We start from the raw sequence: 22,234 nt of genomic DNA, 5'->3' as shown, positions 1-22,234 counted from the left end.
CATAGACCAGATGCAATTATTAACGCTCGTTAAGAATAATTGTAATATGGCTCATTCTCTTTTCGATGCGGTAAGCTCTACCCTGAGCTCTTGGTCTGATTCTCTTCATTGTCGGTCCTTTATTTGCGAAACACTCTTCAATGTATAAATCAGCAGGATTCATTCCATTGTTGTTTTCAGCATTTGCAACTGCAGACTGTAATAATTTTAAAATGATGCTTGAAGCATATCTTGGGTTGTATGTTAAAATACCGATTGCTGTCTCTACATCTTTGCCTCTGATGGCATCTAACACATAACAAGCCTTCTGTACTGATACTCTAGCGTATGATAATTTTGCTGAAGGTCTAGTGTCTTTCTGGTTCTCATTTCTCTCTCTCTTTATTTGAGATCTATGTCCCTTTGCCATTTGATGAAGCCTCCTTTCAAGTTCTGTGAAATTGCTACGGTGGCTTGTGCCACACATAGCATCATCAATTTATATATTATCTCTTCTTTTCGTCTTTACCATGACCTCTGTAAGTTCTTGTAGAAACGAACTCGCCGAGTTTGTGTCCAACCATATCCTCTGTAACATAAACAGGTACATGCTTTCTTCCATCATGTACTGCGAATGTCAAACCTACGAATGATGGGTAAATAGTGGAACGACGAGACCATGTCTTAATAACCTGCTTGTCACCTGATGCTACCTGAGCATCTACCTTCTTAAGAAGGCTGGCATCAGCAAAAGGTCCTTTTTTTAATGAACGTGCCATTGTATCCTCCATTCTGCCGGTATAATGATCACCGGCTAATCCAATTCAACTCATGTGGCTGCCTGTTAAATAAATTATTTAGCTAAGGCTGAAACCTTACTTCAACATTTCTCAGCTTAAATTATTTAGCTAAGGCTGAAGCCTTACTTCAACATTTCTCAGCTTAAATTATTTAGCTAAGGCTTTACCATCTCTTCTTCTAACAATCATCTTATTTGACTTGTTGTTCTTCTTACGTGTCTTAAGACCAAGAGCAGGTTTACCCCAAGGAGTACATGGACCCGGACGTCCGACACTGGTCTTACCTTCACCACCACCGTGTGGATGATCGTTAGGGTTCATAACAGAACCACGAACTGTAGGTCTGATACCCATGTTACGTTTACGTCCTGCTTTACCGATGTTTACAAGTGCATGCTCACCGTTTCCAATAACACCGATTGTTGCACGGGCACCGATAGGTACCATTCTCATTTCGCCTGAAGGAAGTCTGAGCGTTGCATACTTTCCTTCTTTAGCCATAAGCTGTGCACTGTTTCCTGCTGCACGTACAAGCTGTCCACCCTTACCAGGCATAAGCTCGATGTTGTGAATCTGTGTACCAACCGGAATATTCTCAAGTGGGAGACAGTTTCCAACTGCGATCTCAGCATCAGCACCGTTCATAACTTTCTGTCCAACCTTAAGTCCTTCTGGAGCAAGGATGTAAGCTTTCTGTCCATCAGCATATGCGATAAGTGCAATGTTTGCTGTTCTGTTTGGATCATACTCAATACTCTTTACTGTTGCTGGAACACCATCTTTATTTCTCTTAAAATCAATGATTCTGTATTTTCTCTTTGAACCGCCACCGCGATGTCTTACAGTAATCTTACCCTGAGCATTACGACCAGCGTTCTTCTTCAATGACACTGTGAGCGACTTCTCAGGTGCAGCCGTTGAAAGCTCTGTTCTGTCAACAACTGTCATGTGTCTTCTAGAAGGTGTATATGGGTTAAATGATTTAATTCCCATGACATTTTCTCCTTTCAATACTCATTATAAAATGATTCGCGCGATAGGTTTTCCACGCGATATTTCCGACCTCTGGATGCTTTATCTCATCTTTAGGGCTGTATCTTACAGACCTTCAAAGATTTCGATGTCCTTGCTATCCTCTGTCAACTTAACAATAGCTTTCTTAGACTTAGCTGTCTTTCCAACTGTTCTACCACGGCGACGTGTCTTTCCGTCTAAGTTCATTGTGTTGACTTTAGCAACCTTTGTTCCCTCAAAAAGCTTCTCAACAGCTTCTTTAATCTGAGCCTTAGTTGCTTCTGTGTGTACAGCGAAAGTGTACTTCTTTTCTTCCATAGCTGTCATAGATTTCTCTGTGATAATAGGCTTCTGGATGATGTCATAATACTTTAAATCTGCCATTATGCGTACACCTCCTCGATTTTAGCTACAGCACTCTTTGTAAGAATAACTGTCTCATATTTCATAATGTCATATACATTGATTGCATTTACAGGAACAGTTCTTACTCCTTCAATGTTTCTTGCTGAAACTGCAACATTTGCATTGTCCTCACCATCAAGGATTACAAGTGCTTTGTTTACTTTTAATGCATCAAGTACAGCAACCATTTTCTTTGTCTTAATCTCATCAAATTTAAGAGAATCTAATACGAAGAATTTTTCTTCATTTACTCTTGTTGTCAAAGCAGACTTAATTGCTCCTGCTTTCTCTTTCTTGTTCATCTTGAAAGAGTAATCTCTAGGAGTTGGAGCGAAAACGATTCCGCCGCCTGTCCACTGTGGAGCTCTTGTAGAACCCTGTCTTGCATGACCTGTTCCCTTCTGTCTCCAAGGCTTTCTTCCACCGCCTCTGACCTCTGAACGAGTCTTAGCTTTCTGTGTGCCCTGACGTTTATTTGCAAGCTGTAAAACAACAGCCATATGCATTAAATGTTCATTTACTTTTGCAGCGAATACATTGTCATTTAAGTCCATCTTGCCAACTTCGCTACCTTCCATATTATAAACAGATACGTTAGCCATCTGTGTTTTCCTCCTTTCTAAAAGAATTATTTAGAAGCCTTAACGCTTTCCTTTAATACTACACAAGCTTTCTTAGGTCCCGGAACAGCTCCCTTAACTAAGATTAAGTTCTGCTCTGCATCTACCTTTACGATTTCAAGGTTCTGGATAGTAACTTTTACTGAACCCATCTGACCAGGCATCTTCTTACCCTTGAATACACGGCTCGGATCTGAACAAGCTCCATTTGAACCTGCGTGTCTGTGGAACTTAGAACCATGTCCCATAGGTCCTCTGTGAAGACCATGTCTCTTGATTGCACCCTGGAATCCTTTACCTTTTGAAGTTCCTGTTGCATCGATCTTGTCGCCTGCTTCAAAGATATCAGCTTTGATTTCCTGACCGAGTGTGTACTCTTCAGCGTTTTCAAACTTGAATTCTTTCAGATATCTCTTTCCAGAAACACCAGCCTTTGCAAAATGTCCCTGTAACGGCTTATTAACACCATGACTTCTCTTGATTTCTTTTTTACCTGAGGCATCTTTTGTGATAACTTTATCTTTCTTATCAACAAAACCTACCTGAACTGCACTGTATCCATCATTGTCAACTGTCTTTACCTGTGTTACATAGCAAGGGCCAGCCTGAAGTACAGTGACTGGAGTTAAAACTCCGTTTTCATTAAAGATCTGTGTCATACCGACCTTTGTAGCTAAAATAGCTTTATTCATTGTTTTGCACCTCCTGTTAATCTACAGCGGATTTCAAATTCTAAAAAATTTGAAATCATCCTAGACGGTCTATAATGTGCAAGTTCGTAAACCAAAAACTCGAACCGCATATTACGCGATTTATATATAAACCCTAAGGACTTACTCATTTCAAATAGGAATTCTTTCTTATAATATAAGAAACATTCCAAACTGAGATATTCTCAGAATTATTTTTCTTTCATTTTAAGATTGACTGCTACGCCAGAAGGAATATCCATCTTAGTAAGAGCTTCGATAGTCTTCTGTGTAGGAGCGATAACATCAATCAGTCTCTTGTGAGTTCTCTGCTCGAACTGCTCTCTGGAATCCTTGTACTTATGAACGGCACGAAGAATTGTTACAACTTCCTTCTTTGTTGGAAGAGGTACAGGACCGCTAACCTTTGCCCCGTTTTTCTTCAATGTCTCAATAATCTTTCCAGCAGCATGATCGATCTGATTGTGGTCATACGCTTTAAGTGTAATTCTCATTACATTTGTTGCCATAAAAAAAGCCGCCTCCTTTTCGCACTTTTTGCAGACATACTGATCTGGCTTTTTGCCAAGTCTGCTAATTTCAGCGGAACAAGTGGTGACTGTACACTTATCCGGGTGTTTCCTGCTATGGTTTACAATTAAGCCGCAGAAAATCCCGCCTTATCTAAATATGTTTCCTAATGTTACATATAAGATATCAAATTGTTGTACAGTGACTTGTCGCCAGTTTCCTAACTTGACATTCGCTCCACGGAAAACCTGCCATCAAGGCAGCAACCTCACGCTTCACAGCTATCAATGTCACAGCAGTTGCTATTATACACCGACTCAAAAGGTTTTGCAAGCCTTTTTTCAGTTTTTCACAACTTTTTTCATTTTTCTACAAAATGCACAAAAAGCATCGTTTTTATACGATGCTTTTAGCGATTTTTACCTTATACCATTTTTATATTTTCTAGTTTTACAGTATCACATACTAACTGCTGCCGCATATTATTCCTCAGCAGTTTCATTTTCCCTGCTTTCTTTAACAGCTTCTTCATACTTTGCAAGTATCTCACTCTGAAGCCTGTCACGCATATCTGAATTTATAGGATGTGCTATATCACGATATTCACCGTCTCCCGCACGTCTGCTTGGCATTGCAATAAACAGTCCTTTGTCGCCATCTATGACTTTTATGTCATGAACAACAAATACATCATCAAATGTAACCGATACAACAGCTTTCATCTTTCCTTCTTTTGTAAGCTTTCGTACTCTTATATCTGTTATCTGCACAGCTTAACCCCCTTTTTTCCTTTATCACCACAACACATCATGACAAACTGCCATGATGTGCTAATGCTTTATATATTCTTTTTTAAATGTATTTCTTCCTATTATAGTGCATATCTTTCATTCTTTTCGATAACAATCTTTATCTGACCATTTTCTCCTACATAACTTGTATTTGCCCTGATAGTATCACGGCTCTCAACTATGCAGTTTTCAATGTGAGTATTATCTCCTATATATACATCATTTAAAATGATGGAATTTTTGATAGTACAGTTATTTCCAACATACACCTTTTTAAACAGAATAGAATTTTCTACCGAACCGTTTATTATACAACCGCTCGAAACAAGACTGTTCTTCACATTTGAACCGAGATTATATTTAACCGGTGGAAGATCTTCAACCTTTGAATATATATCAGGATACTGTCTAAAGAAGTAATCTCTCACATCTTTCTTAAGAAAATCCATATTTGTATTGTAATAAGAATCAACTGATGCGATATTGCTCCAATATGTATCCATCTTATAAGCATATATCTTCTTGACATTTTTATATCTTATAAGAATATCTGTTACAAAGTCATGTCTTTCTTCCTCAGCAGCTTTTTCTATAAGTTCTATAAGCTGGCGTCTTCTTATTATATATATACCCGTTGAAACCTGACGACCGTCTGTCGTGATAGGCTTCTCCTCGAAGTCAGTAACTCTGCCGTCAGCATCGGTATTTATAACACCAAATCTACTTGGATCATCTCTCTCATCAACCGTCGATGTAACTATAGTAATGTCTGCTTTTTTTGCAATATGGTATTCGAGCACTTTTGCGTAGTCCATTTTATAAACGCCATCACCTGAAGCGATTACAACATATGGTTCATGGCTTGATTTGAGAAAATCAAGGTTCTGTGCTATAGCATCGGCAGTTCCTCTGTACCAATAGCTGTTTTCCGGTGTAGTCGTAGGTGTAAACACATACAGACCTCCCTGCTTTCTTCCAAAATCCCACCACTTTGATGAATTGAGATGTTCATTAAGTGATTTTGCATTGTACTGTGTAAATACAGCTACTTTCTGGATATGCGAATTGCTCATATTGCTAAGAACAAAGTCAATACTCCTGTATCCGCCGGCGATAGGCATAGCTGCCACTGCCCTTTTGTTTGATAACTCTTTCATTCTGCTGCTGTTTCCTCCAGCAAGCACGATTCCTATTGCTCTCATACCTTATCACCTGCCTTAATCAAACTTTCACCACTGTCGAGCAATCCGTTTGGATAATCGCTAAGTTCCGTCACTCCTGATATAGCCGTATTCTTTCCTACACTTACTCCATCCGGGATAACACTATCCTCACCTATAGTCGCAAGTCCGAAAGCATATATATCAGGCTTAAACTTGTTTGGTTTTTCTTCACCGACACCAATCTTGCAATTCTTTCCTATCTTTACACTTTCTGCAATTATAGCCTTGTCTATAACAGTGCCCTCATCAATATATGATGAACTCATAATGATGGAGTCTCTTACTACAGCTCCGGGTGCAATATATACACCGGTACCTATAACAGAATTACTTACATTGCCATATATCTCTGAAGCTTCACCTATAATCGATCTGTCAATAGACGCTTCATCTGATACAAACTGCGGTGGAATCTTATCACTCTTTGTATAAATCTTCCAATACTCCTCATAAAGATTAAATACAGGTATAAGGTCTGTAAGTTCCATGTTTGCTTCCCAGTATGCTCCGAGTGTTCCTACATCTTTCCAGTATCCGTTGTACTCATATGCAAAGATGCGTTTTCCCTGCTCATGGCAATAAGGAATAATATGTTTTCCAAAATCACACGCCGGCTGGTCTTTAAGCTTTATGAGTGCCTCTCTTAAAACAGGCCACGAGAATATGTAAATACCCATTGAAGCAAGATTGCTTCTCGGATGCTCAGGTTTTTCCTCAAACTCCTGAATCTTTCCGCTATCATCAGTTATCACTACACCAAATCTGCTTGCTTCCTCGATAGGAACCGGAATCGTTGCAAGTGTAACATCAGCCTTATTTGCCTTGTGAAAATCAAGCATGACCTCATAATCCATCTTATAAATATGATCTCCGCCAAGTATAAGCACATAGTCAGGATTAAAATATTCCATGTATTTTAAATTCTGATAGATTGCATTTGCCGTTCCCGTGTACCATTCACTGCTTGCACTCTTTTCATATGGTGGCAGTATAGACACACCACCTACATTTCTATCCAAATCCCACGGAATACCTATTCCAATATGTGTATTCAGCCTAAGTGGCTGGTACTGTGTAAGAACACCTACCGTGTCTACTCCTGAATTAATGCAGTTGCTAAGCGGAAAATCAATAATCCTGTACTTTCCTCCGAATGACACTGCCGGTTTTGCAACATCAGCAGTGAGAACTCCAAGTCTTGAGCCCTGTCCGCCTGCCAAAAGCATCGCTATCATTTCTTTTTTAATCACACTATCACCCCTTTTATGTTTTTTCGTTTGAAATTCATATATATACAGTCACCCATTACTTGTCCACCTATAAGTTCAAGGCAATGGAATAAACCATTTATGACCTTTTACGAAATTTCATATTTCACAATTACGGATTTTTTTTGTGACAATATAGTATATTCATTCCCCGTGCAATTTATTATAACACATCATGAACAAAATGTGAACAAATTCGTCATTTTTTTTAAACTATTTTTTGTAATATTTAACAAATTTTTTCATGATTTACCTATTATGTATATATATTTAGCAAAAATTTCCTTGTTGTTCCTTTAGTTCATCAGCTTTTTCTCTTTAATTCTAAATTTTAATTCGTGCATCCATAATAAGTTTTTTAATCCCTTTTAATTACAAATAATTTATATTTTTATTACATTTTTATTTTGTAATTGTTTTTTTCCATTCATTGTTTTAATATAAGAAGAGATAACTTATAAAAACAGATAGGACGGTGGAATTATGTATCAAATAAATCTTAATAATCCATGCAAAGTATTTTTTATCGGAATCGGGGGTATAAGCATGAGCGGTTTCGCCCAGCTTCTTCATGAAAACGGCTTCAATGTCTGTGGCTCAGATATGAAAGAAAGCAAGATAACAGATCATCTTGAGAGCTTAGGCATAAATATCATATATGGACAGAAAACCGAAAATATTACAGCAGATATTGACTTTGTGGTTTACACTGCTGCAATTCATCCTGATAATCCTGAATTTGTCAGGGCAAAAGAGCTTGGTATTCCTATGATGGAAAGAGCTGAAATGGTAGGTCAGGTCATGAAAAATTATCCAAATGCCATCGGCATTTCCGGTACTCACGGCAAAACTACTACCACTTCAATGCTGTCACAGATTTTTCTTGCGGCAAAAAAAGACCCTACTATATCAGTAGGCGGTATTCTTGATGCAATAGGCGGAAATATCCGCATCGGCCATTCAGAGAATTTCATCACTGAAGCCTGCGAGTACACAAACAGCTTTTTAAAATTCCATCCTACAGCAGGAATCATCTTAAATGTCGATGCAGACCATCTTGATTTCTTCAAAGACATTGACGACATAAGACATTCATTCCGCAAATACGCAGAACTTATACCAGAAAACGGTGTCCTTGTTATAAATAAGGATATTGACAAATTAAACGAGATAACAGACGGACTCAAATGCAAGGTCATCACTTTCGGTCTTGATGATGGTGCCGATTACTCTGCAGCAGACATCAGCTTTGATGAAAAAGGTCATGGCTGTTACACACTCATAAGAAACGGTCAGAAAACAGATATGCAGATTAAGCTTAATGTAGTTGGCAGGCACAATATATCAAATTCACTTTCGGCAATAGCTTTATCAGAATATTATGGAATAGACGAAGCTTCTATATTAAATGGTCTTTCTGATTTTGTCGGAACTGAACGCCGTTTTGAACTTAAAGGTACATTTAACGGTGTTACTGTCATTGATGATTATGCACACCATCCGACAGAAATCGCAGCTACACTTGCTGCAGCACAGAAATATCCACACAAACACCTCTGGTGCGTTTTCCAGCCGCACACTTACAGCAGAACAAGAGCTCTTTTAAAAGAATTTGCACAGGCTCTTTCACTTGCAGAAAATATTGTTCTTGCTGATATTTATGCTGCCAGAGAACAGGATCCGGGCGATATTTCATCAAAAACACTCCAGGCGGAGCTTGAAAAACTTGGCAAAAAAGCATACTATTTTCCAAGTTTTGATGAAATTGAAAAATTTTTACTTGAAAATTGTATCAACGGTGATTTGTTGATAACTATGGGTGCCGGAAATGTAGTATCCATAGGCGAAGCACTCGTCAACAAATAAGTTATCCACATTATCCACAATAGATTGTTAATAATTCTTCACAATCCATTGTGGATATTTTTATTCCCGGTATAATAGGTATTTCAGGCATTTTGTCCTATTATTAACATTTTCCACATTATCCACATTTTATCAATCCACATAGCTGTTTTACATCAATGACTTGAAACATTTTTAAAACATGATAAAATACAATTCGGTGGACTATGTATATCATAAATTTTATACTACAAAGAAACGAGGTTTATCATGGAAAATGTTTTCTCCTGTACGGGATATATAAAACCGAATACAGTGATAAGCAATGCTTTTATCGAGCATTTTATGCTTGATGCAAACGGCAGTTATGTAAAAGTTTATCTTTACCTGTCAGAATATATCCAGGCTGGAAAAACGGACATATCGGTTTCCGAGCTTGCTGATAAAATGGACAGCACCGAAAGAGATATTATTCGTGCTTTACAGCATTGGGAAAAAAAAGGGCTTATCTGCATCACTGTTGATAATGAAGATAACTTAATTTCCATAGATATGTATAACCCTGATGATGTATATGAATCCATAAAGAAGGATACACAGACTGACGAAGTAATTGATGATATAGCAAGTACTGAACAGATGCCTTTTTCCGGCACTAAAGAAACAGAAAACAGATTTTTAAACAGCAAACCTGTTACTGTCTCTCCTAAACAATTAAAAGAACTTGCCTCAAATCAGGATTTTAAATGGGCATGTCAGGTTATCGAATCGTTTCTTGAAAGACCGTTCAAGCCAAATGAGATAGAACTTATATCATATCTTTATGGTACATTGCACTTTTCTTCCGACTTACTTCTTCATCTTTATGAATATTGTATCTCACTCGGAAAGAGTAATTCAAGCTACATACAGGCTGTTGCATTAGCCTGGCATGAGCGCGGTGTAAAAACACCTGAAGATGCAAAAAAAGAATCTACTGATTACAATACGGCACATACCGCCATATCAAAAGCGTTTGGACTTGGAAGACCTCTCGCAATGATTGAAAAACAGTTTGTTGAAAAGTGGCAGAAAGACTGGAGCATTGACTTAAGCGTAATTCTTGAAGCGTGCAACCGCACAATGTTAAAAATCCAGAAAGCAGACTTCAAATATACAGATGGCATACTCGACAACTGGCATAAATCAGGTATAAAAACATTACTCGATGTTGAAAAAGCTGACGAAATATATGCCAAGAACAAAGCTGATAAAAAATCACAAAAGGATAACTCAAATTCAGGCAGCTACAGATATAACACAACAGGCAGCTCCGTTAATGGTTATGTAAAGAAAAACCAATTTAACACTTTCAGACAGAGAGATACATCTCACGCTGAGATAAGTGAACTCGAAAAAAAACTTTTAAACAGATAATAAAGATTTGCACGCTGAACCAGCAACAGCAAAACTTTCCATCTATGTGCTCCCGGAATTTTCTGAACGAAGAATTTCGAGATGGATTTTTGATACACAATGACATTTTCACAATGCGTACACAGTGTACGAAAAATGAAAACAGTATATCGTAAATCCAGCCAAAACAACTCGTTTTAAGAAGATACCTAGAGTACATATCTTTATAATGGAGGAAATTTATGGGATTATCAAACACTCAATATCGTGATATCATGTATAAGTATGACCAGTTGAGATTAAAAAACAAACGCATTGTTGCAGCAAGATATGAAAAGCTTTTTAACAAAATTCCAAAACTTAAGGAAATTCAAAATGAAATCATCAATCTTTCCACAAATCAGGCACGCATGGAACTTCTTAGTCCCGATGAAAAACTTGATGAACAGACATACCGTGAAAAAAAATCACAGCTTGTCAGCAAAAAGATTGAACTTCTTACAAAAAACGGTTATCCGGCTGATTATCTTTCGCCTATCTATTCATGTAAAGACTGTATGGACACAGGATACATTGATAATAAACCATGCCACTGTCTTAAACAATATGAGATAAATTCTTTATATGCCAATTCAAATTTATCTGATATACTTGAAAAAGAGAATTTTAATACTTTTAACCCGGATTTTTATGATAATAGTCATATTATAGAAAATTTATCATTAACAGCGCGTGAAAATATTCTCAGAGTCAGAGATGTTTGTCTTGACTTTGTTAAACATTTTGACACGGCATATGATAACCTCATCTTTTATGGTGAAACCGGTGTTGGAAAAACTTTTCTTACACACTGCATAGCAAAAGAGCTTTTAGACACTTCGCATACCGTTGTGTACTTGACTTCTTTGCAGCTTTTTGATATTTTAGAAAAAAATAAGTTCTATAAGACTGATGAGTATATTAATAACGAACAAGTCTCATATATTCTAAACTGTGAACTGCTTATCATTGATGATCTGGGCACAGAACTGGCAAACAGTTTTACAACTTCCCAGTTGTATTATTTTATAGAAGAAAGACACATGAAACAAAAATCAACAATTATATCAACAAATCTCTCATTTCAGGAATTGAGAGAACGATACAGTGAGCGTATCTTTTCAAGATTTACCGGATATTATAATTTTTATATGATAGCCGGTGACGATATACGCATTAAGATTGCTATCTCTTAACCTGGGAAAATTATTTATTTTCCTTTATCCAAATACATTATGGAGGACAAACTATTATGAAACGACATGACAAATTAGCTGAAACAATCCCTTATGGTACTCTCGGTATTCTTGCACTTGAGAGCAGCAGGGACATGGGAAAAAGAGTCAATGACTATATTGTTGACTGGAGAAATGACAGAGCACAAAATCATGCTACCGCGGCTTCTTTTGCAGGCTACAACAGAGACTCATTCATCATTGATTCAGCGTGCCCAAGATTTGGTTCCGGCGAAGCAAAAGGTATTATCAGAGAATCAGTCAGAGGTCAGGATCTTTATATCTTAGTAGATGTATGTAACTACAATCTGACTTATACTGTATGTGGTCAGACAAATCATATGTCTCCTGATGACCATTATCAGGATCTTAAGCGTATTATTGCCGCTGTCGGTGGCAAAGCAAGACGAATCACTGTTATTATGCCTTTCTTATATGAGAGCCGCCAGCACAGAAGAAGTGCACGCGAATCACTCGATTGTGCCCTTGCACTTCAGGAACTTACACAGATGGGTGTTGAGAGTATTATCACTTTTGATGCACATGACCCTCGTGTTCAGAATGCCATTCCTTTAAAGAGTTTTGAAACGGTTCAGCCGACATACCAGTTTATAAAAGCTCTCCTTAAAAATGTCGATGACCTCAAGATTGATACTGACCACCTTATGGTTATAAGTCCTGACGAAGGTGCTATGGGACGCGCCGTTTATTATGCAAATGTCCTCGGTATTGATGTAGGAATGTTCTATAAACGCCGTGATTACAGTAAAATTGTCGATGGAAGAAATCCTATTATAGCACATGAATTTTTAGGTTCAGACCTCAAAGGAAAAGATGTTATTATTATTGATGATATGATTTCTTCAGGCGAAAGTATGATAGATGTTGCCACAGAGTTAAAGAGAAGAAAAGCTAACCGTATATTTGTAGCTGCTACATTTGGTCTTTTCACAAACGGAATGGAAAAATTTGATGAAGCTCACGAAAAAGGACTTATCGACAAAGTTCTTACTACAAATCTTGTATATCAGCCTGAAGAAGTTCTAAAAAGAGATTACTATATCAATGTTGATATGAGCAAATATGTTGCTCTTCTTATTGACACACTCAATCATGACCAGTCAATAAGTGATCTGTTAAACCCTACTGAAAGAATACAGGCTGTTCTTAAGAAATACGGACAGATTTAATCATATTTATATATTTTAAATTTTTAATATACAATACTTATACAAGTACAAATAAATTATTTTATTACTTTAAAATAATACTTTTTAAAAGCACCGACAAAAAACATACCTTCTGTCGGTGTTTTTTTAGATTTTGTTTAGATTTAAGGGCTTATTTTCACAATCACTTCATAAATGAAACACAAAACAAACACAATTAACATATATAATGTACTTATAAACATAAATGAAGCGGGTGAGTAAAACAAAAGTAGGAATTTAAACATACAGTGATTCTTATTTTTGTCACCTGTTTCGACAACAACTAAATTAGCTTATTGACTTATGTTTGAGATAGATTCTTTTTCATTTTTTTCATTTGGGTCTGTGATAGCTCCCTCTATCGCAGACCAACTCCTTTTTGTACCGTACTTAATCAACAATTAAGTACACATTTTTTACATTATTTTTTGAACTATCAGCAAAGACTGATAGTTCAATCCTCTTTTTTCTTTAAAGATAGTAAAAGCCTTATCACTGATGATAAGGCTTTTACTATCTTATATTTACTTTTTTCTGAATTTTTCAACCGACTGCATCATTTCATTAGCGGCTGTATTGACATTCACGGACATACTACTGACATTCTTCACAACTTTAAGGACTTCCTCACCGGCTTCCATTGTCTCTTTTACATTTTTCATATTCTTGTTTGCTGCCGTATTAAGTCCGTTAATATCCTCAGCTATATATGTAGTCTCGCCTTCCAGTCTCTCCGTGGCTTCCCTAATATTTGCAACACCTTTTGCTACAAGGTTTATGCGGTCTTTTACCTTTTCAAATATCTTTCTGGTATTGTTCATATCATCCGACTGTCTGTTTATCGCATCCTGAACCATTTCCATAGTCTCTACTGTTCTCTCAGAATTTTGTCCGAGATCCATTATCATTTTTTCTATGTCGGCAGATGCCGCATTACTCTGTTCCGCAAGTTTACTTATCTCAACAGCTACAACAGCAAAACCTTTTCCACTCTCCCCGGCTCTCGCCGCTTCTATGGACGCATTTAAACTCAAAAGATTTGTCTCCTCTGCAATGGACGCTATAAGATTTACCGCTTCTTTTATCTTATCAACAGAAATATCCGTCTCGCTCGTCTGCTTTCTTATCCTCTCTATCGCATCAAGAACTTCTTCGTTTGAATTGTAAAGATTTTTAAGACTGTTATCGACCTCTCTGCCCGTTCCAAGCATATCATCCGCTGCATCTGAAAGTCCGTCTGCCTCGTCCCCGGTCTGTTTGAGCATCATGTTGATATTATTGACATTGTCATCAACACTTGCAGTCACTTCTGCCTGATTTTTGGCACTTTCAAGCACACTCTTAAGATTTTCACTTATCGAGTCCATAGCGTCACTTGCCTGCCCTGCGATATTACTCATATCCTGAGATGCAACATCAAGACTAAGTGTATTATCCGATATTGCACCTATCATATTGCCAAGACTTTCACGAAGGCTTTTCGTACCGGCTGAAAGTTTACCTACTTCATCTTTTCTGCCGAGATTTTTCCGGTTTATACTTACATTTAAATTTCCCGATGCCATATTTTGTACGACAAGTACACTATCCTCTATCGCCGATGCAATTTCCTTTGATGCAAGTACACTGACAAATATCGTTAAAACAAGCACAATACCTAATATCAAAAACAACAGTCCGCTAACGAGATTTATTGTCTTATCAACTTCCCTTGCCGGCATACCGGCAAATATCATTCCGATTATGTCGTCACTGTTATTTTGCTTTACCGGGATGTAATAGCCATAATACATAGTCCCTTCTACGCTGACACGACTTGTAAATACATCCTTTCCTCCCTCAAGAACATTTTTCTTTAGATAATCTCCTGCTTTTGAACCAAGAATGTAATCGCCTTTTTTATCTTTTAGGGAAGTTACAAGCCTTTTGTCTCCATAGAAAAATGTGAGACTGCTTCCCGTTTTCTCGCTCATTTCCGTAACCAGCTTCTGTGAAAGTGATACATTGTATGTACCTTTCCATATTTCGCCGTCATCATTTTGGAAATACTCACCTGAATTTTGATTGTAAGCGGCACTCAAAGCCTCTGCCGTCGCCTTAAGTTCATTTTTTGTCTTGTCAAGTAAAGTATTTTTTATAACCGTATTATTAATCACCATCACGGCTATACATACCACAAGAATTGGCAAAAGTGCCACAAATAAAATCTTATATTTTAATTTCCAGTTTTCAAATATCCTCATAACGGCATACCCCCTGTCTATTTCCAGTTTATCAGCGATACATTGTGATAATACCAGTTTATCTTTCCTGTTATAGTGGCATCATCAAGTGTCTTTCCCTCTTTTCCTACAGTCTTTCCCGTGTTTGTCTTTAACACTCCGTCAAACACTCCAAACTTTCCTGAAATGATATTTTCCTTTGCTTCTTTTATCTTATCCTCTGTATCTCTCTCACAAAGCGATGACAGTTCCGTAAGGCTTACAAGGTTCTCTTTCATTCCACCATAATAATTCTTGCCATCATATGAAGCATTGATGATACTGCTTATATATGATGTGTAATAAGCACTCCAGTTCCAGATAACAGATGTGAGCGTTGCTTTTGGTGTTTCCTTACTCATATCTGAATTGTATCCTATCGACCATGTACCGTTGTCCTGTGAAGCTTCCTGTGGTGCTGTCGTATCACAATGCTGTGCCAGCACATCACACCCCGCTGCTATAAGTGCATCTGATGCTTTCTTTTCATCATCCGGTGCGTACCATGAATTTGTCACGGCAACTTTTATCTTTGCAGCCTTGTTTACCGACTCAACACCTATCGCAAATGCGTCAACACCTCCGGTACACTCGCTGTTGTCCGTACCCATAGCAGAAACATAACCTATCTTATTTGTCTTTGTCTTAAGCCCTGCAACTATACCTGATAAATATCTCGTCTGATAAATCCTTCCGAAATAGTTCGTAAAATTTTTACCATTGCTCAGATAACCCGTTGCATGTGCAAAATATATGTCAGGATATTTCTCTGCAAATTTTTCAATCTGGTTCATATATCCCCAGCTTGTCGCAAAGATTACATTACATTTCTTATCAACACAATCCTGCAAAGCTGCTTTTATAGCTTTCTCATCACTGTCACTTACACTTTCTTTTCTTACTATCTGATTATCCGACAAACCGATATTGTTTGCCATACCCTGAATACCTATCTCATGTGCATATGTATAACCTGAAGTCTCCGATGCACTTCCTATATAAAGAACACCTATCTTCAGCTCTTCTTTAGAAATAGTCTTCATTCCGGCTTTGTTCGTATCGGCAGCTTTTTTCGCCGTATCTGAGTTCTGTGATACCTCCGTCTTTTCGCCGGTATCATTAGTGACCATGTCGACGACTTTCCCTCCTCTTCCACAGGATGTCAAAGAAAACACCATACAGAATGTCATTAAAAGTGATAATATTTTTCTTTTCATACATACGCCTCATTTCTGCACACATTTTTGCATCTTTAGTGATTACGCCCTCATATAAAGTGTGAACACTAATACATAAAATTTGTGCCAGGTGTGCCCAGACACAAAACTATTCATGATTTTTATTATTCTATACCACTATAATCACGGCATATAACCGCTTATTTTTATACATAAACAAGTATTTTTTGTACATATTTTATCATAATACGACATAAAAACAAATAAAATAATCAAATTTTTTTTAATTTTTCTTTTAGTTGTCGAAAAACGACGATAATTTCGCGAGTAATCAGACTCTTTCAATTTCCTTTGCGGTATATTAGGACATTATCATAAATGAATCATAAGCCGTAACAGTTCACCCTTACATTTCTTACATTTATAAATCCGTAACAGTTCAGCCTTGCATTTCTTACATTCATAAACCTGCCAGCGAGCTGTCAGTCGCTGCTTTGCAGCTTTTGTTTATTTCATTTCAGAAATGAAAGGCTATTCTACCATAAAAAGGTACTTAACAATACAATGAACAAGCTCATTGTATTGCCAATTATCTTTTTATGGCTGAACTGTTACATAAATCCAATAAATTTTACAAAAATATATTTGCCCTATTGATATCAATGTGCTATTCTTATAAGTAATTTATGAGCGGCTTTTTAAAAAGGAGGTGGAGCAGATATGCGTTTCAACGAAAAACAATGCAGATATACAAGTTTACTTGTTACATTGTGTATAATTCTTTCCTGCCTTGTTTCTTACACATCAACCATATCCACACCTTTTATTGATCAGGCTGCATCTGTTCATTCTGAAGAGGCAATATATAATTTATCCATAACATCTTCCGGCGAAGATATATGTACTCCAGAGATGCTTGGCAGACAGGAGCTTATATCCCGTCCTGAGATTTCTCATAAAATACGAACTTTATCAAACACCTACAAGTCGCTGCTGTATTTGGCAAATATATCTGATACGATACATATCCCTCTGTATCAAGGTCTTTCTGAATATATCTCAGTCGCTTGTGAGCCGAGGTCAACAGCCTTTATCATCGATTATATACATATGAAGGATGGAAAAAAGAAAATTTAACATAGCTTTTTATCATATGTACGGTTAAAAAAATCACTGTACCAACATATATCAGGAGGGAAAAGTTATGTTACGAATCATTTTGATTATTATCGGTATATTATTCATTGTTGGTCTTACCGCATTTGGATTGTGGTTTTCGGGCAGCGATGTTGATGCTACCGGCGAACATGGCGATGATATGATAAATAAAAGCACTGAAAAGTAAATCGGCTAATCGAAAGGAGCTACTCATCATGAGAAAAACTAAAATTATTTGTACCATTGGTCCGGCAAGTGAAAGCGAAGAGACATTAAAACAAATGTGCATGGCAGGCATGAATGTTGCGAGACTTAATTTCTCTCACGGAACTCATCCAGAACATCAGCAGAAGATAGACAGAATCAAAAAAGTAAGAGAAGAACTTGGTCTTCCAATAGCGATAATGCTCGACACAAAAGGTCCTGAATACAGGATACGCACATTTGAAAATCATAAAATTACTTTGAAAGATGGTGACACCTTTATATTTACTACTGACGAGGTTGAGGGAAACAATAAGCGTGTATCAGTCAGTTACAAAAATCTTATAAATGAGCTGAAAATCGGTGACACCATCCTTGTAAACAATGGCTTACTTATTTTTGAGGTTGTTAAACTTAAAGGAAATGATGCCATATGTAAAGTAAAGGTCGGAGGAGAAATGTCCGACCGAAAGAGCATGAATTTCCCTAATCATGTGATGACAGGGCCTTATCTGAGCGAACAGGATAAAAAAGATTTGCTTTTTGGTATCAAAAATGAGGTCGATTTTGTTGCAGCATCTTTTGTTTCAACAAAGCAGGATTTACTCGACCTTAGAAACTTCTTAAATGAAAACGGCGGTTCAGATATTGATATTATCGCTAAGATTGAAAACCGCTCAGGTGTCGAAAACATTGAAGAACTTTGCGAGATTGCAGATGGAATCATGGTTGCAAGAGGTGACTTAGGTGTGGAAATTCCATTTGTAGAAGTTCCCGCCATCCAGAAATATCTTATCAAAAAATGCAGACTTCTCGGAAAAAGAGTTATAACTGCTACTGAAATGCTTGAATCAATGATACAGAATCCCCGCCCTACAAGAGCAGAAATCTCTGATGTTGCAAACGCAGTCTATGATGGTTCATCGGCAATAATGCTTTCGGGTGAGTCAGCTTCAGGAAAATACCCTGTCGCTGCCGTTAAAAACATGGCAGAAATCGCATTATATACGGAAAAGAATATTGACTATGCGAAACGCTTCAGAACCACTGAATACAGAATAAAAGATAATACTGATGCCATATCGCACGCTACCTGTGCAATGGCTATTGATACAAACGCAAAGGGTATTGTCATAAGTTCACTTTCAGGAAATACAGTTCGTATGGTAAGCCGTTTCCGCTGCCCTGTTGACATAATCGGCATGACAACATCCATAAAAGCATGGAGAAAATTAAATTTGAGTTGGGGGGTAACTCCTGTTCTCAGCGAGGAATTTAACTCTGTTGATGTCATGTTCTATCACGCAATGAATCATGCAAAGAAAATATTTAACTTAAACAAAGGCGACAATGTTGTCCTCACCGGCGGTCAGGTGAGCGGTGTATCAGGAAAAACAAACACTATTCGCGTAGAAGCCGTTTCAAAATAAACCGATGGATAGTATTCATGATGAATAACATTCATCATATGAATATTTATTCATCATGTAAATTATGCTTATATTTTTATATCAAAACCAGTAAAACTTTATCATGTATGGATATTTTGCCTATTGTTCCATGCATGATACAGAACAAAAACATAGAACAGCCGGATTCGATTTTATCGAACCCGGCTGTTTTTATTGCACTTACACATTTATTTTACTTAGCAAGCGTTTTAATCTTTAATGACTTAGACCACGGTGCAATAAGATACTTTGTTCCGGCATCTGTCTTGACCGCTGCCTTGTATCTCTGTCTAAAATAATATGTTGTGTTAGGTTTAAGTCCCTTAATAACAATAGATTTTCTTGTATATTTTTTTACATTTCCACCTGACTTAGTGATAGTTTTAGCATCTTTAAAATTCTTATTTGAAGAATACTGAAGTTGGTGCTTTGCATAATCTGTATAAAAATTCACTATCTTTACTGTATTTTTAGTAATATTGTTTTTCGTAACATACTTCTTCTTTTTCTTGTTATAAGATAATTTCGTTTCTGCTATCGGTTTTACATCTCTCTCAGGCGGTGCAGAAAGCGTCATATGTGCTGTATCACTTACTTTGCTTGACGGTCCGTAAACAAAAATATCTATCGTTTTTCTCTTATTAAAGCATGACTTTTTTACCTTATAATAATTTGTTTCAATATCAGCATCTTCTATAAGTTCATAATTTCTGCTGCCCGGTATCTGTTTACTCGCTGCAAGAAGAAATTTATCCCATGAAGTAATAACTCCCACTTTATATCCCGTGCTGTTGTAAAGGTCATCCCAGCCAACGACATATTGATTATTAACAATATCTTTTATATGCAGATTAGTAACCTTACTTCCACCGCTTACGGCTGTAGACTTTGAAAAATATGAACTCTTTACATATGCCTTTTTACTGTTAAACCATATAGTTGTCCATGTATCATCTGTCTCATCAGCAAAATATTCGACTGTGACATCGTTTTCCATTGAACCCAGAACCGTACTTGTCGTACTCTTTTCCTCATATACATTAAGTTCTTTACCTGCAGCAAGTTTATAAACCTTGCCTTCCTTAGCTTCCTTTGGAACTTTTGTATCTTTATTATATAGATTCACATACTTCGCATTCACATAATAATATCCGGAACTTTTATATGTCATATAATCTACGGAATTTTTACCGTTGAAATATATCTTATAGTATTTTGACTTGTCACCTTTTGTCTTAGATTCTATCGGCTCTGTAGATACAACCTGAAGCTTTGTGTTAATCGGTACACGGTACGAATCCCCCCATGACGGTATTCCGTTAAAAAGTTTTATACCGACAAATGCCTTCGTTGTCTTGCCCTCTGCCTTAATAGTAACTTTCTCCCCATCCTTAGGGGTGGTGCTTTCATAACGACCCATATCAAGCCATACCTGTTCTCTCTTTACACGGTAAAATCCCGGACGGTGTGCCGTCTGTACAAGATAAGTTTTGCACGACTGAAATTCCGTAAGGTTTTTATATGGTGTATATCCTTCACTCCACACGATAACCCACTGGTCATCATAGGCAAGTACCTTGAATTTTGTGGTTTCATACTCTAAGAAAGCTGCACTGGAGTTATGATCACTTATCCAGTCTATTCCTCCACCGACTACATTTCCACTGCCGTTCCAGATATATTTGACAGTCTGGTTATTATCCTGTGGCAGATATTTGGATTTTATCGTTTTTCCCTGAATCTTCGTACCCTCCGGCACCGAATAAACAGTCTGCGTACTTCCTATCTTTGCAACATTGTCAGTGCCGACAAGATAAGCCTCACCCTTTACCGTAAAAGTGTTTGTATCGAGATACTGTTTGTTAAACTGAGACATTGATGTGTCATAAGCCTTAGCTTCAACCCTCTGTGATGATACATATCCTGCACCAAGTGATACTGCCATGCTGAATACAAGTACCATACTGCACATCTTTCTCCATCCGTTGATAAATACAACTTTTTTCTTTTTTTCATTCTTTTTTAGATTATGTTTCATAAGCATTTTCCTCCCTCTTTCAAGCGAATATTTGCAATCCGCTGTGATTCTGCTGTAAACATACCAGAACCCTTCTGATACAAGCAAGCCCTCACCAATCATTTATGGCTATGCACAATAGAAGTTGGTGATTTCCTTGATAGTATTTTAAATTATATCAATTTTCATATGCCCATACAAGCAGGTAATCTATCATTTTTCACCTCTTACCATCAAAAATCTACCTCTTGCCAAAATCCTATTTACATAAAATCTCTCATATGTTTTAATCTTATCATGTAAGGGACATCAATATAGGCATTTGCGAAACTATCATATCTATGACTAAAATAAATTCAATTTTATATTGAAAAATGATATTTTGCAATTACCTGAAATACCATAAAAGGGAGAATGAAAAAATTGAAAATACTATTAGAAGTGACAGATGAAGGCGAACCTGAAATCATCATCAAATGCCACAAACTTACACCGGATATTATCAAACTACAACAAATGCTTGCCAGCTATGATGCCGGAAACGGCAGTTTAAACCAGATAATTTTTTACAAGGGCGATACCGAATATTATATGAACCTAAATGATATATTATTTTTTCAAACAGAAAGTTCTGTTATATATGCTCATACTGCAACAGATGCGTATGAAACCAAATATAAACTTTATGAACTTGAAGAAATCCTCCCGGCAGCCTTTATCAGGATATCAAAATCAGCCATAGTAAACAGCAGTCTTATCTACTCAATACAGAGAAACCTTGCTGCATCAAGTGTTATATCATTTAATAACACGCACAAAGAAGTTTATGTTTCAAGAGCATATTATAAAATGCTGAAAAATAAAATGGAGGAGAGGCGATTTCACAAATTGTAAAATCATCATACACTAAATTATCATAA

At 37.0% G+C, this 22,234-nt stretch carries 21 protein-coding genes; 8 read left to right on the top strand and 13 right to left on the bottom strand.

Annotated features, from left to right (window positions below; translation table 11 throughout):
- Positions 1-19: 19 nt before the first annotated feature.
- The 10 genes from rplV to DW721_RS11395 all read right to left on the bottom strand — a co-directional run bounded on the left by rplV (position 20) and on the right by DW721_RS11395 (position 7,302).
- Positions 20-409 (bottom strand): 50S ribosomal protein L22, encoded by a 390-nt coding sequence (gene rplV / locus DW721_RS11440; RefSeq protein WP_022014863.1) that lies wholly within the window; start codon positions 407-409, stop codon positions 20-22.
- Between the two features lie 76 nt (positions 410-485).
- Positions 486-758 (bottom strand): 30S ribosomal protein S19, encoded by a 273-nt coding sequence (gene rpsS / locus DW721_RS11435; RefSeq protein WP_022014862.1) that lies wholly within the window; start codon positions 756-758, stop codon positions 486-488.
- A gap of 168 nt (positions 759-926) precedes the next feature.
- Positions 927-1,772: a 50S ribosomal protein L2 gene (gene rplB / locus DW721_RS11430; RefSeq protein ID WP_022014861.1), complete on the bottom strand. Its 846-nt coding sequence runs from the start codon at positions 1,770-1,772 to the stop codon at positions 927-929.
- A gap of 105 nt (positions 1,773-1,877) precedes the next feature.
- Positions 1,878-2,177, bottom strand: a complete 300-nt coding sequence (gene rplW, locus DW721_RS11425) for a 50S ribosomal protein L23 (protein WP_022014860.1) — start codon at positions 2,175-2,177, stop codon at positions 1,878-1,880.
- Positions 2,177-2,800 (bottom strand): 50S ribosomal protein L4, encoded by a 624-nt coding sequence (gene rplD / locus DW721_RS11420; RefSeq protein ID WP_022014859.1) that lies wholly within the window; start codon positions 2,798-2,800, stop codon positions 2,177-2,179. Before rplD ends, rplW begins: the two co-directional genes overlap by 1 nt.
- Positions 2,801-2,826: 26 nt before the next feature.
- Positions 2,827-3,510 (bottom strand): 50S ribosomal protein L3, encoded by a 684-nt coding sequence (gene rplC / locus DW721_RS11415; RefSeq protein WP_055945175.1) that lies wholly within the window; start codon positions 3,508-3,510, stop codon positions 2,827-2,829.
- 209 nt (positions 3,511-3,719) lie between these two features.
- Positions 3,720-4,037 (bottom strand): 30S ribosomal protein S10, encoded by a 318-nt coding sequence (gene rpsJ, locus DW721_RS11410; protein ID WP_022014857.1) that lies wholly within the window; start codon positions 4,035-4,037, stop codon positions 3,720-3,722.
- A 483-nt stretch (positions 4,038-4,520) separates the two neighbouring features.
- Positions 4,521-4,808 (bottom strand): septation regulator SpoVG, encoded by a 288-nt coding sequence (gene spoVG, locus DW721_RS11405; protein ID WP_022014856.1) that lies wholly within the window; start codon positions 4,806-4,808, stop codon positions 4,521-4,523.
- A 101-nt stretch (positions 4,809-4,909) separates the two neighbouring features.
- Positions 4,910-6,031 carry a glucose-1-phosphate adenylyltransferase subunit GlgD gene (gene glgD / locus DW721_RS11400; RefSeq protein WP_055945180.1) on the bottom strand — a complete coding sequence of 374 codons (1,122 nt, stop codon included), beginning with the start codon at positions 6,029-6,031 and terminating at the stop codon, positions 4,910-4,912.
- On the bottom strand, positions 6,028-7,302 hold the full coding sequence (locus DW721_RS11395) for a glucose-1-phosphate adenylyltransferase (RefSeq protein WP_022014854.1): 1,275 nt from the start codon (positions 7,300-7,302) through the stop codon (positions 6,028-6,030). The genes glgD and DW721_RS11395 overlap by 4 nt, the downstream gene beginning before the upstream one ends.
- Before the next feature lie 501 nt (positions 7,303-7,803).
- Between DW721_RS11395 and murC the strand changes: the two genes are divergently transcribed.
- The 4 genes from murC (at position 7,804) to DW721_RS11375 (ending at position 13,024) form a co-directional block, all read left to right on the top strand.
- Positions 7,804-9,186, top strand: coding sequence for a UDP-N-acetylmuramate--L-alanine ligase (gene murC, locus DW721_RS11390; RefSeq protein ID WP_022014853.1), 1,383 nt, complete (start codon positions 7,804-7,806; stop codon positions 9,184-9,186).
- 249 nt (positions 9,187-9,435) lie between these two features.
- Positions 9,436-10,581: a DnaD domain protein gene (locus DW721_RS11385; protein WP_118745837.1), complete on the top strand. Its 1,146-nt coding sequence runs from the start codon at positions 9,436-9,438 to the stop codon at positions 10,579-10,581.
- A 221-nt stretch (positions 10,582-10,802) separates the two neighbouring features.
- Positions 10,803-11,795: an ATP-binding protein gene (locus tag DW721_RS11380; protein WP_022014851.1), complete on the top strand. Its 993-nt coding sequence runs from the start codon at positions 10,803-10,805 to the stop codon at positions 11,793-11,795.
- A 56-nt stretch (positions 11,796-11,851) separates the two neighbouring features.
- Complete coding sequence (locus tag DW721_RS11375; RefSeq protein ID WP_055945185.1) at positions 11,852-13,024, top strand: ribose-phosphate pyrophosphokinase; 1,173 nt, start codon at positions 11,852-11,854, stop codon at positions 13,022-13,024.
- Positions 13,025-13,569: 545 nt separating this feature from the next.
- Here the strand turns inward: DW721_RS11375 and DW721_RS11370 are convergent.
- Both DW721_RS11370 and DW721_RS11365 read right to left on the bottom strand, forming a co-directional pair.
- On the bottom strand, positions 13,570-15,288 hold the full coding sequence (locus DW721_RS11370) for a methyl-accepting chemotaxis protein (protein ID WP_118745836.1): 1,719 nt from the start codon (positions 15,286-15,288) through the stop codon (positions 13,570-13,572).
- A 17-nt stretch (positions 15,289-15,305) separates the two neighbouring features.
- The gene (locus DW721_RS11365; protein ID WP_118745835.1) at positions 15,306-16,523 is read right to left on the bottom strand and encodes a BMP family ABC transporter substrate-binding protein; all 1,218 of its coding nucleotides are present in this window, start codon (positions 16,521-16,523) and stop codon (positions 15,306-15,308) included.
- Between the two features lie 681 nt (positions 16,524-17,204).
- Here DW721_RS11365 and DW721_RS11360 point away from each other — a divergent pair.
- The 3 genes from DW721_RS11360 to pyk all read left to right on the top strand — a co-directional run bounded on the left by DW721_RS11360 (position 17,205) and on the right by pyk (position 19,276).
- Positions 17,205-17,621 (top strand): hypothetical protein, encoded by a 417-nt coding sequence (locus DW721_RS11360; protein WP_118745834.1) that lies wholly within the window; start codon positions 17,205-17,207, stop codon positions 17,619-17,621.
- 67 nt (positions 17,622-17,688) lie between these two features.
- Entirely contained in the window at positions 17,689-17,829 is a 141-nt protein-coding gene (locus tag DW721_RS16135) for a hypothetical protein (RefSeq protein ID WP_022014846.1), read from the top strand.
- Between the two features lie 28 nt (positions 17,830-17,857).
- Positions 17,858-19,276: a pyruvate kinase gene (pyk, locus tag DW721_RS11355; RefSeq protein ID WP_118745833.1), complete on the top strand. Its 1,419-nt coding sequence runs from the start codon at positions 17,858-17,860 to the stop codon at positions 19,274-19,276.
- Positions 19,277-19,490: 214 nt separating this feature from the next.
- Here pyk and DW721_RS11350 read toward each other — a convergent pair whose 3' ends face one another.
- Complete coding sequence (locus DW721_RS11350) at positions 19,491-21,335, bottom strand: SH3 domain-containing protein (RefSeq protein ID WP_118745832.1); 1,845 nt, start codon at positions 21,333-21,335, stop codon at positions 19,491-19,493.
- A gap of 402 nt (positions 21,336-21,737) precedes the next feature.
- On the opposite strand from DW721_RS11350, the gene DW721_RS11345 reads away from it, so the two are divergent.
- Positions 21,738-22,208 carry a LytTR family DNA-binding domain-containing protein gene (locus DW721_RS11345; RefSeq protein ID WP_118745831.1) on the top strand — a complete coding sequence of 157 codons (471 nt, stop codon included), beginning with the start codon at positions 21,738-21,740 and terminating at the stop codon, positions 22,206-22,208.
- Positions 22,209-22,234 lie beyond the last annotated feature (26 nt).

The organism is Clostridium sp. AM27-31LB (assembly GCF_003480745.1).
GTDB classification, from domain to species: Bacteria; Bacillota; Clostridia; order Lachnospirales; family Lachnospiraceae; genus Butyribacter; species Butyribacter intestini.
Note: the sequence above shows the minus strand (reverse complement) of the source record. Positions and strands in the feature narration are given on the sequence as shown.